This is a genomic window from Paucibacter sp. KCTC 42545 (assembly GCF_001477625.1).
Classification (GTDB): Bacteria; Pseudomonadota; Gammaproteobacteria; order Burkholderiales; family Burkholderiaceae_C; genus Paucibacter_A.
In genome coordinates this window covers 4772496-4787250 of record NZ_CP013692.1, presented here as the reverse complement: position 1 = coordinate 4787250, position 14755 = coordinate 4772496, and the positions used below count along the sequence as shown (strand labels likewise).

Annotated in this window: 14 protein-coding genes; 4 read left to right on the top strand and 10 right to left on the bottom strand. The window is 65.3% G+C overall.

The genetic code is table 11. From position 1 onward, the window contains the following. Positions 1–51 precede the first annotated feature (51 nt). The gene (locus AT984_RS20510; protein WP_058721691.1) at positions 52–2850 is read left to right on the top strand and encodes a bifunctional diguanylate cyclase/phosphodiesterase; all 2799 of its coding nucleotides are present in this window, start codon (positions 52–54) and stop codon (positions 2848–2850) included. Between the two features lie 36 nt (positions 2851–2886). Here the strand turns inward: AT984_RS20510 and ureG are convergent, their stop codons facing one another. From ureG to AT984_RS20470, 8 genes are all read right to left on the bottom strand, one after another. Then, entirely contained in the window at positions 2887–3561 is a 675-nt protein-coding gene (gene ureG / locus AT984_RS20505) for an urease accessory protein UreG (RefSeq protein WP_058721690.1), read from the bottom strand. Positions 3562–3563: 2 nt separating this feature from the next. Beyond that, positions 3564–4259 (bottom strand): urease accessory protein UreF, encoded by a 696-nt coding sequence (locus tag AT984_RS20500; protein ID WP_058721689.1) that lies wholly within the window; start codon positions 4257–4259, stop codon positions 3564–3566. Then, positions 4259–4927: an urease accessory protein UreE gene (gene ureE / locus AT984_RS20495; RefSeq protein WP_058721688.1), complete on the bottom strand. Its 669-nt coding sequence runs from the start codon at positions 4925–4927 to the stop codon at positions 4259–4261. Before ureE ends, AT984_RS20500 begins: the two co-directional genes overlap by 1 nt. Before the next feature lie 85 nt (positions 4928–5012). Next, the gene (locus AT984_RS20490; protein ID WP_058722502.1) at positions 5013–5504 is read right to left on the bottom strand and encodes a GNAT family N-acetyltransferase; all 492 of its coding nucleotides are present in this window, start codon (positions 5502–5504) and stop codon (positions 5013–5015) included. A 13-nt stretch (positions 5505–5517) separates the two neighbouring features. Continuing rightward, on the bottom strand, positions 5518–7236 hold the full coding sequence (gene ureC / locus AT984_RS20485; protein ID WP_058721687.1) for an urease subunit alpha: 1719 nt from the start codon (positions 7234–7236) through the stop codon (positions 5518–5520). Continuing rightward, positions 7236–7541 carry an urease subunit beta gene (locus AT984_RS20480; protein WP_058721686.1) on the bottom strand — a complete coding sequence of 102 codons (306 nt, stop codon included), beginning with the start codon at positions 7539–7541 and terminating at the stop codon, positions 7236–7238. The genes ureC and AT984_RS20480 overlap by 1 nt, the downstream gene beginning before the upstream one ends. Then, on the bottom strand, positions 7538–8119 hold the full coding sequence (locus AT984_RS20475; RefSeq protein ID WP_058721685.1) for a HupE/UreJ family protein: 582 nt from the start codon (positions 8117–8119) through the stop codon (positions 7538–7540). The genes AT984_RS20480 and AT984_RS20475 overlap by 4 nt, the downstream gene beginning before the upstream one ends. A gap of 47 nt (positions 8120–8166) precedes the next feature. Continuing rightward, entirely contained in the window at positions 8167–8469 is a 303-nt protein-coding gene (locus AT984_RS20470; RefSeq protein WP_058721684.1) for an urease subunit gamma, read from the bottom strand. Positions 8470–8624: 155 nt separating this feature from the next. Here AT984_RS20470 and AT984_RS20465 point away from each other — a divergent pair, with 155 nt between their 5' ends. Both AT984_RS20465 and AT984_RS20460 read left to right on the top strand, forming a co-directional pair. After that, complete coding sequence (locus AT984_RS20465; protein ID WP_058721683.1) at positions 8625–12020, top strand: hybrid sensor histidine kinase/response regulator; 3396 nt, start codon at positions 8625–8627, stop codon at positions 12018–12020. Continuing rightward, positions 12001–12978, top strand: a complete 978-nt coding sequence (locus AT984_RS20460) for a response regulator (RefSeq protein ID WP_058721682.1) — start codon at positions 12001–12003, stop codon at positions 12976–12978. Before AT984_RS20465 ends, AT984_RS20460 begins: the two co-directional genes overlap by 20 nt. A gap of 124 nt (positions 12979–13102) precedes the next feature. Here the strand turns inward: AT984_RS20460 and AT984_RS20455 are convergent, their stop codons facing one another. Further along, positions 13103–13438 carry a rhodanese-like domain-containing protein gene (locus AT984_RS20455; RefSeq protein WP_156422152.1) on the bottom strand — a complete coding sequence of 112 codons (336 nt, stop codon included), beginning with the start codon at positions 13436–13438 and terminating at the stop codon, positions 13103–13105. A gap of 179 nt (positions 13439–13617) precedes the next feature. On the opposite strand from AT984_RS20455, the gene AT984_RS20450 reads away from it, so the two are divergent. Further along, positions 13618–13995, top strand: a complete 378-nt coding sequence (locus tag AT984_RS20450) for a carboxymuconolactone decarboxylase family protein (RefSeq protein ID WP_058721680.1) — start codon at positions 13618–13620, stop codon at positions 13993–13995. Positions 13996–14003: 8 nt separating this feature from the next. Here the strand turns inward: AT984_RS20450 and AT984_RS20445 are convergent, their stop codons facing one another. Continuing rightward, the gene (locus AT984_RS20445; RefSeq protein ID WP_058721679.1) at positions 14004–14648 is read right to left on the bottom strand and encodes a trimeric intracellular cation channel family protein; all 645 of its coding nucleotides are present in this window, start codon (positions 14646–14648) and stop codon (positions 14004–14006) included. Positions 14649–14755 lie beyond the last annotated feature (107 nt).

Below are 14755 nucleotides of genomic sequence, written 5' to 3'. Positions count from 1 at the left end.
CCTGAGCACCGCCTCCCCGGGCAGTGACCGAGTGATTTGCCGAAGCCATCCATGTCAGGTTCCCGGAACGCTCTCCACTCCGCCAGCCCTGCGCAAGCCGATTACGCGAGCAAGCGCAGGCAACTCTTTGCGGGTGTCGGCGCCATCATCGCCCTGGCCTGCATCATGGCCTTGGCCGCCCTGTTCTACCTGAAACGCGATGCCGAGCAGCAGGCGCAAAGCTCGACGCAACATCTGGCCCGCTCACTGGTCCAGACCTTCGACGGCATGATCGATATGCTCGACCTGGCGCTGCAGGACACAGTGGACGAATTGGCGCGCCAGCACAGCCAGCCGCAGGTCGATGCGCAGCTCGTCAATCGCTACCTGATCAAGGTCAAAAATCGCCTGCCCAATGTGTCCTTTTTGCGGGTCACCGATGCGCAGGGACAGGTGATCTACGGCCTGGAGCCCTCCGCGGCGCCGGCCAATATGGCTGACCGGGAATTCTTCAAGCAGCTGCGCGACGCGGCCACGCCCGATGTCGGGCTGGCGGTGGCCAATCCGGTGCTTTCCAAAGTCAGCAAGCGCTGGGTCTGGACCTTCGCACGCCGCATCAACGGGCCAGACGGCCGCTTCGACGGCACCGTCTACGCTTCCATTTACATCGATGACATCGAGCACCTGCTCAGCCATATTCAACTCGGGCGCGGGGGCTCCATCGCCCTGCGCGACCGCGACCTCGGGCTGATCGCGCGGCAAACCTTCGAGCTGAGCAATCCGATCCCGATTGGCAGCCGGGTGCTGTCCAATAACTTTCGCCTGGCCTTGGCGGGGCATCCGGACGAAGGCGCTTATGTCGCCGACGCCAGCAGCCTCGATTCGGTCAGCCGACGCCACAGCTACCACCGCAGCCTGAAGTACGGTTTTTTGGTCAATGTCGGCACCTCCACCGATGCCATGGCCCAGGCCTGGTTGCCCAATGCGCTGGGCGTGGGCCTGCTGGTCGGCATGTTCGCCCTGGCCTTGGCTGTCTTGGCACGCCAGATCGACCATTCGTGGCGAACGCAGGATCGCTTGATCCTGCAGCTGCGCGCCCACACCGAGCAACTGGCACAGCAGCACCAGGAACTTGCCGGCAAAGAAGAACAGCAGCGCCAGTTGTTGACCAGCTTGCACACCGGCATCGTGGTGCACGCCACGAACACCCGCATCCTGTTTTGCAACCCCGCCGCAGCCACCATCCTCGGGCTCAGCCAAGCCCAGATGCTGGGCAAAGATGCCATCGATCCCAGCTGGTGTTTTGTTGACTGTGAGGGCCAAGCCCTGGCGCCCGAGGCCTATCCCGTGAGCCTGGTATTGGCCAGCGGTCAGGCCTTCGTCGACATGGTCATGGGCGTGCGGGTGCCGGGTGAGAGCGAGCTGCGCTGGGTCATGATCAGTGCCTTTGCCGAGCGGGACGACGCCGATCAAGTCCAGCATGTGGTGGTGAATTTCCATGACATCACCGAGATGAAGAATGCTGAGTCGCGGGTCTGGAGCGAGGCCAACTTCGACGCGCTGACCAAGCTGCCCAACCGCCGCCTGTTCCAGGACCGGATCGGCCAAGCCATCAAGCAATCGCACCGCGACCACAACCGCTTCGCCCTGCTCTTCATCGACCTTGATCACTTCAAGGAGATCAACGACACCATGGGTCACGACGTCGGCGACCAATTGCTGATCGAGGCCGCCCAGCGCATCCGCGCCACCGTGCGTGACTACGATACCGTCGCCCGCCTGGGCGGCGATGAGTTCACCGTCATCCTGACCGAGCTGCACGAAACCGAGGCGGTCGCCCAGGTGGCCGAGAAGATCATCAATCGGGTGTCAGAACCCTATTTGCTGCGCGACATTGAGTCCTATGTCTCCGCCAGCATCGGCATCGCGCTCTACCCCGACGACGGCAGCACGCAGATCGAGCTGACCAAGAACGCCGACCAAGCCATGTATGCGGCCAAGAGCAGCGGCCGGCAATGCTTCCGCTTCTTCACCAAGCCGATGCAAGAGGCCGCCATGCTGCGCATGCACATGGCCACCGATCTACGCCGCGCCCTGGGCAGCGGGCAGATCGAACTGCATTACCAACCCATTGTTGACCTCGCCACCGGCCATATCCGCAAGGCCGAGGCCCTGCTGCGCTGGCGCCACCCGGACAAAGGGCTGATCTCGCCGGCCGACTTCATTCCGGTGGCCGAAGAGACCGGCATCATCCACGAGCTGGGTGACTGGGTCTTCCATCAAGCCGTGCTGCAGGTGAAGCAATGGACCCGCAAATACGATCCCGCCTTCCAGATCAGCATCAACAAATCACCCGTGCAGTTCAGCAGCGAGCGCCCCGACCACCGCGACTGGATCGACCTGCTGAGCGAGCACGGCGTGCCGGGCCACAGCATCACCATCGAGATCACCGAGGGCGTGCTGATGGGCAATGACGCCCGTGTGGCCAAGAGCCTGCTGCAGTTCCGCGATGCCGGCGTTGCCGTGGCCATCGACGACTTCGGCACCGGTTACTCCTCGCTGTCCTACCTGAAGAAGTTCGACATCGATTTCCTCAAGATCGACCAGTCCTTCACCCACAATCTGCGCGAGGACTCCACCGAATTCGCCCTGTGCGAGGCGATTGTGGTGATGGCCCACAAGCTGGGCATCAAGGTGATTGCCGAGGGCGTGGAAACCGAGGCGCAAGCCCAGTTGCTCAGCCGCATGGGCTGCGACTTCGGGCAGGGCTATTTGTTCTCGCCCGCACTTGCAGCGGCGGACTTTGAGCGCCTGCTGCAAGCCGGACCTGCAGGTAGAGCCAGCCAAGCTGGCGAGCGCGCGATCAATTGAGGTGGCGAGCCTTCGCCGCCAAGCCTCAATCCCTGATCAATCAGCCAGGGCAGACAGCAACATGCCCTTGGTCTCGATGAAGCTCACCACCTGATCCAAGCCGCTCAGGGTCTTCAGATTGGTCATCACGAAAGGCTTGTCCGCCCCGCGCATGCGCAAGGTGTCAGCGGCCATCACGTCGAGGTTCGCGCCGACATGGGGTGCCAAATCTGTCTTGTTGATCACAAACAGATCGCTCTTGGTGATGCCGGGGCCGCCCTTGCGGGGAATCTTCTCGCCGGCCGCGACGTCGATGACGTAGATGGTCAGATCACTCAGCTCGGGGCTGAAGGTGGCGGCCAGGTTGTCACCGCCGGATTCAATGAACACCACATCGGCGTCGGGGAACTGGGCCAGCATGCGGTCGATGGCTTCCAGGTTGATGGAGGCATCTTCACGGATGGCGGTGTGCGGGCAGCCACCGGTTTCCACGCCCATGATGCGTTCGGCAGGCAGCGCGCCGCTAACTGTCAGGATGCGCTGATCTTCCTTGGTGTAGATGTCATTGGTGATGGCCACCAAATCCCAGCGCTCGCGCATGGCCTTGCACAGCATTTCCAGCAAGGTGGTCTTGCCGGAGCCGACCGGGCCGCCGATGCCAACGCGCAGCGGCGGCAGCTTCTTGCGGCGATTCGGGATGTGGTGCAGAGGCGTGGTGCTGGAGAGGCTCATGATCAGGATCGAAACAGGCGGGAGTACTGGGTTTCATGCCGGGCCGAGAGAATGGCCAACATGGGCGAAAAGACTTGTCGCTCGACGTCTGACAGGCTGATGGCCTGGGCCACCGCCGCCGGGATTTCGGCCGCCAGGCGGCTGAGCACACGCTGGCCGGCACTCTGCCCCAGCGGCACCGATTTGATGGCGGCCTGCACCATGTTCTCGGCCCAACCGAAGGCATAGGCCAGCAAGCCGTCTTGGGCGGGCGCGCCGCTCGCGGCCAGGGCCAAGGCCATCACCACCGGATAGCTGGGCGTACCTCCCAGCTCGGTGCAATGCTGCAGTTGGGCCGGCGTGGCGGTATCGTGATTGCGCAGCCAAGCCAGCAGAGAGCGGCCCATTTGCTCGGTTTGCAGGCGGAACTCCAGGCTCTCGCGGGTCTGCAGCACCCAGTCGTTGAGGCGCTGCAAACGCGCCACGTCAGCGGCAAGCCAGGCCGAGTGCGCCTGCGCCACCAGGGCCAGATCGCCACGCGCCAGGCTCAGGCCCAGCTGGGCCGACAGCCACTGCGCGGCCGAGGCTTCGTCGCGCACCTGGCCATGGTCCACCGCGGCCTCCAGGCCCTCGGAGTAAGAAAAGCCGCCCACCGGCAAGGCCGGCGAGGCCAGCCAGAGCAATTGCAAAAACGCGCTACTGGGGGCGGCGACTGACATCAGCTGTGCCCATGTCCGTGGTTGCAGCCTGGGCCATGCACATGCGGGGCCGGCGCTGCAGCATTCACCGCGATCTTGACGGGGATGCTCACCGGCTTGGGCGCAGCGGGCGTATGTGCATGCGCATGGTCATGTCCGCAGCCGGGGCCGTGCACATGGGCTGCGGCTGGCGCGGGGGCCGCATGGCTGTGGCCATGACCGTGCCCGGTGGTTTCTGCCGCATAAGCGCCGGCCTCGGGGTCGAAACCTTCGTTGACCTCGGTGACGGTCAGATGCATGGCGCGCAACATATCGGCCAACACATGGTCGGGCTCGATCATCAAATGGTCAGGTCGCAGGGCCAGCGCCACATGGCGGTTGCCCAGGTGATAAGCGGCGCGCGTCAGGTCAAAGGGCGAGCCATGCTCGCTGCAAGGCGTGATGCGCAGCAAGGGCTGCGGCTTGGCGATGACGCGCAAAAGCGAGCCATCTTCGGCCACCAGCACATCACCGCCGCGCACCAGGCTGCCGCGCGGCAGGAACACGCCCAATTCGCGGCCCGCATCGTCGTGCGCTGAGAAGCGGCTTTTCTGGCGCGTGTCCCAGTCCAGCTCGACCGTGCCGGCGCGCTTGAGCAGAACAGGAGCCAGGCCCTGGCCTTGAGGAAGGATTTTGGAAACTTGCAGCATGGTGTTGTTTGGCGCTGGTGAACGGAGTGAGCCTGAATTATCGGCGCCACCCCGGCGGCACGCTTGGGCGAGCCGGCAGTGGGGACTACAGCGCCAAGGTCATGTAGCGGCTGAAGGGGTCGAGCACATAGCTGCCAAAAGGCTCGCAAGGCACAAAGCCGCTGCTCAGGTAGAGCGCATGGGCGGGGGCGAAGTCGGGAGTGCTGCCGGTTTCCAGGCTCAGGCGCGCGAGGCCTTGGGCGCGCGCTTGGCCGAGGATGTGTTGCAGCAGGGCGCGCGCCACGCCACGGCCACGCGCCGCCGGCGCCGTGCGCATGGACTTCAGCTCGGCATGCTGCTCACCCAACAGCTTGATGGCCCCAGTGCCCAGCAGTTCCTCGCCTTGCCAGACAGTCCAGAACTGGATCTCGGGCCGGCGCAGGGCCGCCAAATCCAGCGCATGCACGCTTTCGGGCGGCGAAGTGCGGCGCATATCGGCGAGGTGATCTTCCAGGAAGGCGGCAATGCGCGGGTCCTGCAAATCGTCGAGGCGGATGCTCAGTTCGGTGCTCAAGGAGGGAGTCAGTGCGGCAGTCATGATCATTCGTTCATCAGAACAAGAAATAGCGCTGCGCCATCGGCAGCGAAGTCGCCGGCTCGCAAGTCAGCAACTGGCCGTCGGCCCGCACGGCATAGGTTTGCGGGTCCACCTCCATGCGCGGCAGGTAGTCGTTGAGGATCATGTTGCGCTTGCCCACGCCGCGGATGCCGCGCACCGCGGCCAGCGATTTATTCAGGCCATAACGCCGGCCCACATCGGCCGCCAGCGCGGCTTGCGAAACAAAGCTCAGGCTGCCGCGCGCCAGCGCGCCGCCGTAGGCGCCAAACATCGGCCGGTAGTGCACCGGCTGTGGCGTGGGGATGGAGGCGCTGGGGTCTCCCATGGCGGCCATGGCGATCATGCCGCCCTTGAGAATCAGCGAGGGCTTCACACCAAAGAAGGCCGGCTTCCAGATCACGATGTCGGCCCATTTGCCGACCTCGATGCTGCCCACCTCGTGGCTGATGCCATGCGCTATCGCCGGGTTGATGGCCAGCTTGGCCACATAACGCTTGACTCGCGCGTTATCGTTTTGCGGGCCATCGCCGGGCAAGGCGCCGCGCTGGGTCTTCATCTTGTGCGCCGTTTGCCAGCAGCGGATGATGACCTCGCCCACCCGGCCCATGGCTTGGGAGTCGGAGCTGAACATGCTGATGGCGCCGAGGTCGTGCAAGATGTCTTCGGCGGCGATGGTCTCGCGACGGATGCGGCTTTCGGCAAAAGCCAGGTCCTCGGCAATGGCGGGGTCAAGGTGGTGGCAGACCATCAGCATGTCCACATGCTCGTCCAGGGTGTTGATGGTGTAAGGCCGGGTCGGGTTGGTGGAGCTGGGCAGCACATTGGCCTCGCCCACCACTTTCAAGATGTCTGGCGCATGGCCGCCGCCCGCGCCTTCGGTGTGGAAGGTGTGGATGGTGCGGCCCTTGAAGGCGGCCACCGTGTCTTCGACAAAGCCGCTTTCGTTCAAGGTGTCGCTGTGGATCGCCACCTGGGTGTCGGTGGCCTCGGCCACGTTCAGGCAGTTGTCGATGGCCGCCGGCGTGGTGCCCCAGTCCTCATGCAGCTTGAGGCCGATGGCGCCGGCCGAGATCTGCTCATGCAGGGCGGCGGGCAGGCTGGCATTGCCCTTGCCGAGAAAGCCCAGATTCATCGGGAAGGCATCGGCCGCCTGCAGCATGCGCTCGATATGCCAGGCCCCCGGCGTGCAGGTGGTGGCAAAAGTGCCAGTGGCCGGGCCCGTGCCGCCGCCCAACATGGTGGTGACGCCGCTGCTCAAGGCTTCTTCAATCTGCTGCGGGCAGATGAAGTGGATATGGGTGTCCACCGCACCGGCGGTGACGATCATGCCCTCGCAGGCAATCACCTCGGTGCCGGGGCCGATGATGATGTCCACCCCGTCTTGCGTGTCTGGATTGCCAGCCTTGCCGATCGCGACGATGCGGCTGTTCTTCAGGCCGATATCGGCCTTGATGATGCCCCAGTGGTCGAGGATCAGGGCATTGGTCAGCACCGTGTCCACCGCACCTTCGTCCCGCGTGCGCTGCGACTGCGCCATGCCGTCGCGTATGGTCTTGCCGCCGCCGAACTTCACTTCTTCCCCGTAGCCGCCGGCCCGCAGGGTCAGGTCTTGCTCCACCTCGATGATCAGCGCCGTGTCGGCCAGGCGCAGGCGGTCACCGACCGTGGGGCCGTACATCTCGGCATAGGCGCGTCGCCCAATGGTTGCCATCACAAACTCCCTTGCACCAGGCCGCGAAAGCCGTAGACCACGCGATCGCCCGCCAATTCAACCAATTCCACCGTGCGCTGCTGGCCCGGCTCGAAACGCACCGCCAAACCCGACGCGATGTTCAGCCGCATGCCGCGCGCGGCTGCACGGTCAAAACCCAGCGCCGCATTGGTTTCGGCAAAGTGGTAATGCGATCCGACCTGGATGGGCCGGTCGCCCTGGTTTTGCACCACCAGGGTGATGCTGCGGCGGCCCGGGTTGAGGGCCAACTCGCCCTCAGGCGTGAAGAGTTCGCCGGGGATCATGCGGCCACCATGCGCGCCACCTGGCCCACACCCAAGCCCAGGCCCAAGAGCGCAATGCCGCCACCGAGCAGGCGCGAGCCCACGGGGGAATGGCGACGCAGCTGCAGACCGATCAGCAAGCCGGCGGCATGCAACAAGGCCGTGGCCAGCACCATGCCCAGCAAGGCCTGACCGGCGCCCAGCTCAGCCCCGTGAGCCATGCCATGGAACAGCGCGAAGCCGCCGACCAGCGTGGCCGCTGCGGCAGCGGGCATTTGCAGCCTAAATGCAGCCAGCAAGCCCAGCACCAAGACAGAGGCCGCGACCATGGGCTCCACCAGATTGCCGCCCCAGCCACTCAACGCACCCACCAGCAGCAAGGCCGCGAAGCTCAAAGGCGCCAGCCACACGCGCCGCATGGCCAGGCCGCTCCATAAGCCCACTGCCAGCATTGCAGCGAGGTGATCGGCGCCACTGAAGGGGTGCAGGAATCCGTCAAGCAAGGCAAGGCTGTGGCCATGTCCAGGCTCGCCGCTGTGGGCGCTCGCCAGCATGGGCAGCACGAGGAGCGCAAAGGCCAGGGTGAAGATGCGTTTCATGGGCTCGATTCCTTTTCTCAAACTGCAGCGCTATCGCGATGTGGGGATCAAACAATCGGTTGATGCACGGTGACCAGCTTGGTGCCGTCGGGGAAGGTGGCCTCGACCTGAATGTCGGCAATCATCTCGGCCACGCCGTCCATCACATCGGCGCGGCTGAGGACGTTGCGGCCCTCGCTCATCAACTGGGCCACGGTCTTGCCGTCACGCGCGCCTTCCATCACCGCGGCGCTGATGAAGGCCACCGCCTCGGGATAGTTGAGCTTCAAGCCACGCGCACGGCGGCGCTCGGCCAGCAAGGCGGCCGTGAAGATCAGCAGCTTGTCTTTCTCACGCGGGGTCAATTCCATAACGGTTCCTTAGCCAACGCCTGCTGCCGCTGAAGCGGCAGAGCATGCGGAGTCAATTCCATAACAGCACTGAGTCAACAAGTGCTTTTGTCAACGCAATAGCTTCAACCTAGCAAGCCTCATGCCGCAGGCACGAAACCTGCACCGTTACTGGCATGAGTTCCCCCGCCGCCCTGCCTTGCACCGATGCCCCGCAGCAAGTCATCACGCTGCGGCGGGACTACAACGCCTGGGTGGCCAGCGAGACGCTGGAAGACTACGCCCTGCGCTTCACCCCGCAGCGGGCGCGGCGCTGGTCCGCCGGGCGGGTGGCCAACACGGCTTTTGGCGCCTCGTCTTTTTTGATTCTGGAGGCGGTGGGCGCCACCTTGCTGATTCAGTATGGCTTCAGCAATGCTTTGTGGGCCATTCTGGCCACCGGGCTGATCATCTTTGCGGCCGGCCTGCCCATCAGCGTTTACGCCGCCCGCTACGGGGTAGACATGGACTTGCTGACCCGCGGCGCGGGCTTTGGCTATATCGGCTCGACGCTGACCTCGCTGATCTACGCCAGCTTCACCTTCATCTTCTTTGCGCTCGAGGCCGCGGTGATGGCCTATGCCCTGGAGCTCGCGCTGGACATCCCGCCGCGCTGGGGCTATTTGATCTGCGCCCTGCTGGTGATCCCGCTGGTGCTGCATGGCGTATCCGCCATCAGCCGCCTGCAGATGTGGACCTTGCCGCTGTGGCTGCTGATGCTGGCCGCCCCATTTGCTGGCGTGCTGTGGCATGACCCTGCCGCATTTGCGGGCGTGCTGCACCAAGCTGGCTCGCAAACCGGCTCGGCCGGCTTCGATATGCGCGGCTTTGGTGCAGCACTGACAGTGGGCGTGGCCCTGATCACGCAGATGGGCGAGCAGGCCGACTATCTGCGCTTCATGCCCGCAGCCACGCCCCAGACCCAGCGCCGCTGGTGGGCCGCCGTGCTGCTGGGCGGGCCGGGCTGGGTGCTGATGGGCGTGCCCAAGATGCTGGGCGGCGCCTTGCTGGCCTGGCTGGCCATCAGCCAGGCCGTGCCGCCGGAACGGGCGGTGGACCCGAACCAGATGTATCTGGCCGGCTACGAGGCGCTGTTCCCCGGCCACTATGGCTGGGCAGTGGCGGCCACCGCGCTCTTTGTGGTGATCTCGCAGCTGAAGATCAATGTCACCAATGCTTATGCCGGCTCGCTGGCCTGGAGTAACTTCTTCTCGCGGCTGACTCACAGCCACCCCGGCCGGGTGGTGTGGGTGCTGTTCAATATTGGCATCGCCGTGCTGGTGATGGAGATGAATGTGTTTGAGGCCCTGGGCGAGGTGCTGGGCTTGTTCGCCAATATCGCCATCGCCTGGATCATGGCGGTGGTGGCCGATCTTTTGATCAACAAGCCCCTGGGCCTCTCGCCCCCGGGCATCGAGTTCAAGCGCGCCTATCTCTACGACATCAACCCGGTGGGTGTGGGCGCGATGGCGCTGGCATCTAGCCTGTCCATCGCCGCGCATCTGGGCATGTTCGGCAGCATGGCGCAGGCCTTTTCGGCCCTGATCGCCATGGCCACCGCCTTGCTCAGCGCCCCGCTGATTGCCTGGGCCACCGGCGGCCGCTACTACCTGGCGCGCCAAGACCCGCCGCCCAGCGAGGATGGGGCGCCGCTGCGCCCGCGCCGCTGCGTGGTTTGCGAAGCCGCTTATGAAGGCCCCGATATGGCCCACTGCCCCGCCTACCAAGGCCCGATCTGTTCGCTGTGCTGCAGCCTGGACGCGCGCTGTGGCGACTTGTGCAAACCGCAGGCGCGGCTGGCGGCGCAATGGGCGGCCGCCCTGCGCGCCATCACGCCACAACGTTCCTGGGCGATTCTGGACCAGGGCCTGGCGCAGTTCCTGGGGCTGATGCTGCTGGCCCTGCCCTTGCTGGCGGCGCTGCTGGGCTTGCTGTACCGGCAAAGCGGCTTCTGGCGCGCCTACACGGCCCTGGCGGTGATGGCCGGTGTTGTCGCCTGGTGGCTGGTGCTGACGCACAAAAGCCGCGCAGTCGCGCAAGAAGAATCACGCCGCCAGACCCAGGCGCTGATGCGCGAGATCGCCTCGCACCGCCTGACCGACGAGGCTTTGCAGGCCGCGCGCCAGGTCGCCGAGCAAGCCAACCAGGCCAAGAGCCGCTACATCAGCGCCATCAGCCACGAGTTGCGCACGCCGCTCAACAGCATCCTCGGCTACGCGCAGCTGATGGCCGAGGACGGGCAGATCCCGCCGCAGCGCCGCCAGGCCGTGCAGGTGATCAAGCGCAGCGGCGAGCATTTGATGTCGCTGATCGAAGGCAGCCTGGACATCGCCCGCATCGAAGCCGGCAAGCTCTCGCTGAACCCCGCGCCCATGGCTCTGGCCGATGCCCTGCACGAGCTGGCCGAGATGTTCGAGCCGCAAGCCGCCGCCAAGGGCCTGGCCTTCCACTTCGAACCCCAGGGCAGCTTGCCCGAATGGGTGCGCGCCGACGACAAGCGGCTGCGGCAAATCCTCATCAACCTGATCGGCAACGCGATCAAGTTCACCCGCCAAGGCGGCATCACCTTGCGCGTGCGCTACGCCCGCGAGATGGCCCATATCGAGGTGGAAGACAGCGGCCCCGGCCTGACGCCCGCCGAGCTGAGCCGCATCTTCGAGCCCTTCACCCGCGGCGATGGCATGGCTGCACCCCAGGCCGCACCGGGCGCCGGCTTAGGGCTGACCATCGCCAAAATGCTGACCGATCTGATGGGCGGCGAAATGAGTGCGCGCAGCAAAACGGCGGCCGAGGGCAGTGGCGCCGTGTTCACCCTGCGCCTGTTTCTGCCACAGCTGCGCGAAGACGGCCGCGCCCGCCCCCAGCGCGTGGCCGAGACCCGGCGCGGCTATGCCGGGCCGCGCCGCCGCCTGCTGGTGGTGGACAACGAAGAGCCTGACCGATTGATGCTGGCCGAGCTGCTGCAAGGCCTGGGCTTCGATCTGCGCCAGGCCGCCAGCGGCCACGACGCGCTGGACCTGATCGTTAGCGGCTACCGCCCGCACGCCGTGCTGATGGATCTTGCCATGCCCGGCATCGACGGCTGGGAAACCATCGCCCGCCTGCGCCGGCTCTGCGGCGAGCTAGCACTCACGCCGCCGCAGATTGCCATCGTCTCGGCCAATGCCTTCGAGAAGGGTCAGCCCAATAGTGCCGACCTCGGCGCTGAGGACTTCATCCTCAAGCCACTGCGCCATGCCGAGCTGCTGGACTGGCTGGGCGCCCGCTTGGGGCTGGAGTGGCTGGCGCGCCCCGCCGCGCTCAGCCCGGCGCCGGCCGCCATCAGCGCGCTGGCAAGACCTGACCCCCAGCTGTTGGGCGGCCTGCGCCAGGCCCTGCAGCTGGGCTATTTGCGTGGCGTGCAGCAGGCACTGGATGAACTGGTCAGCCAAGCCCCGCAGAGTGCGGAATTTTGCGAGCGCCTGCGCGGCTTGGCGCAGCAGTTCCAGTTTGAAACCATTCAACAGCTCTTGGATGCCGACTATGCGCATTGACGCCCAAGGCAGCGCCGTGGTGCTGATCGTTGACGACATGCCCGACAACCTCAGCGTGCTGCATGACGCGCTGGATGAGTCCGGCTACACCGTGCTGGTGGCCTTGAACGGCGAGGCAGCCCTGCAGCGCGCGGCCCAGGCCCAGCCCGAGATCGTGTTGCTGGACGCGATGATGCCGGGCATGGACGGCTTCGAGGTGGCGCGCCGCCTGAAGGCTGCGCCCACCACCGCCCACATCCCCATCATCTTCATGACCGGCCTGACCGAGACCGAGCATTTGGTGGCAGCGCTTGCGGCCGGCGGGGTGGACTACGTCACCAAGCCGATCAAGCCCAAGGAAGTGCTGGCCCGCATGCAAGTGCATATGCAAGGTGCCCGCCAGGCCCAGCAAAGCCGCCAGGCCCTGGATGCCTTTGGCCACGCCAGCATCACGGTGCGCGCCAGCGATGGCCGGCTGATGTGGCAAACACCGCTGGCCCGCGAGCTGCTGCTGGCCTACTACGGCACGCAGGCCCCGCAAACGCCGGCGCCCGTGCTGAACTGGCTGCGCCGCCATGTGGCGGATGCCCGCGAGCGCCAGATCGAACCGCCGCGCCTGGTGGCCCAGTTGGGCGCACGCCGCCTGGCCTTCAGCCTGCACCGGCAGTTGGCCGCGCAAGAGAGCGAGGCCGATGAGGCCGACGACTGGCTGATCGTGATGCGCGAAAGCTCGGACGCCGCCCTGATCGAATCCATGGCCCTGAGCTTCAAGCTCACCGCCCGCGAGGCCGAGGTGCTGTACTGGGTGATCAAGGGCAAGATCAACCGCGACATCGCCGACATTGTGGGCAGCAGCCCGGCCACGGTGAAGAAACACTTGGAGCGGGTCTTCGCCAAGCTGGGCGTCGAAACCCGCACCGCTGCCGCCGGCATGGCGCTGACGCAGCTGCGGGCGCTGCATCCGCGCTGGGAGGTGTAAGACAGTGCTGTCGCATGTCATGCGGTGGAATACGCCCACATTGAGGCCATCCGCCGCGCCAATGCGACCAGGTCCTCGTACCGTCGGTGTTAGGCCGAGCTTGTGAAGCGTCCGAGCTAAGCCCTCAGACCACGCCCTGCTTGACCGGCAAGCCATGCGCCATCCAGGCGCCCATGCCGCCGCTCATATTGCGCACATCGGCGCGGCCGTTCTGCAAGAGGAATTGCATGGCCTGCTGGCTGCGGCCACCAGCGGCGCAGGCCATGATCAGGTCGGCGTCTTGCGGCAACTGCCCCAAGGCTTGGCCAAGTTGACTCAAAGGCAGGCAGATCACGCGCGGGTGGTCGTAGGCCAGACGGGCCACCTCATGGCCTTCGCGCACATCGACCAACCAGCATGCGCCGGTCTGCAAAGCCTGCAGGGCATCCACAGGCGTCAGATGAAGAGAGCTATTTGACATGTCGATCCTCAATTTCTCGGCGGGGTTGATGGGCAAACCTGGCGCTGCAAGGCTTCGCGGCGCTTGATTGGTTAATTGCGTATTTGCATTATTGCGCAAATATTGATGTTGCGCAAATGGCTTGGCGCAGCGCCGGCGCATAGTCAAACCATTGCCCCACCCACCCGCAGGAGATTCGCATGAGCAGCAAGAGCTACCAAGACATCACCCGCAGCGTCTCTGCCTCACTGGCCAAGCTGCGCGCCGATATCCCGCAAACCACCCGTGCCTTCTCGGCCCTGGCCCAAGCCGCCACGGCCGAAGGCGCGCTGGACAAGAAGACCAAGGAGTTGATCGCCATGGCCCTGGCCGTGGGCGCGCGTTGCGACGCCTGCGTGGGCTTTCACGCCCAGGCTTTGGTCAAGCTGGGCACCAGCCGTGCCGAGTTGGAGGAAGCCTTGGGCATGGCGATCTATATGGGCGGCGGCCCCTCGCTGATGTATGCGGCGGAAGCGCTCTCAGCCTATGAAGAGTTTGGCGGGCAGACCAGCCTGACTGAAGCAGCCAGCGGGGGCTAAGCCGGCCTTCAGCTGCGCCAGCCGGGCAGCCGCCAGTTGCGCCAGATCGCCAGGAAGCGTGCCCCGGCCGTGAAGGCGATGCAGGCAAACAAGCTCAGCCAGTCGGGGGCGTGCAAATGCTCCAGCAACAGGTAAAGCCAGCCGCCCAGAAAACCCAGAATGGCATAGGGCTGGTGATCGCTGAAGGCCTGCGGAATCTCATTGCAGACGATGTCGCGTAGCACGCCGCCGAACACGCCGGTGATCACGCCCATCAGCACCGCCACCAGGGGCGGCATGCCCACGGCCTGCGCGGCGTCCACGCCCACCGCCACGAACAGGCCAAGGCCCAGCGCGTCAGGGATCTGGATCAGGCGCCGCGTTGGCTCGAAGTGGCGCGCCCGCATGAACAGCACCGCGCCCACGCTGATGGCAAAGATCAGCCAGACGACGTTGACGCTTTCAACCCAGTAAAACGGCCGCCGGTCCAGCAGCAAGTCGCGCAAGGTGCCGCCGCCAAAAGCGGCCAGAAATGCCACCACGCAAACGCCCACCGGGTCCAGATGCTTGCGCGCACCGGCCAAGACGCCGGAGGTGGCAAAAGCCAGGGTGGCGGCAAACTCGATGCCATGCCGCAAGAACTGGCCGTAATGGTCAATCACCGCGCTATTCATCATCAAAAACCACCACCTCGCTTGCTAGGGCAGCGGATTGTGCCCTGCCTAGCAGCTACTTCGCCCCTGACAGCCGAAAGTGGCTAGGCCCAGCCGACCGGCTACTG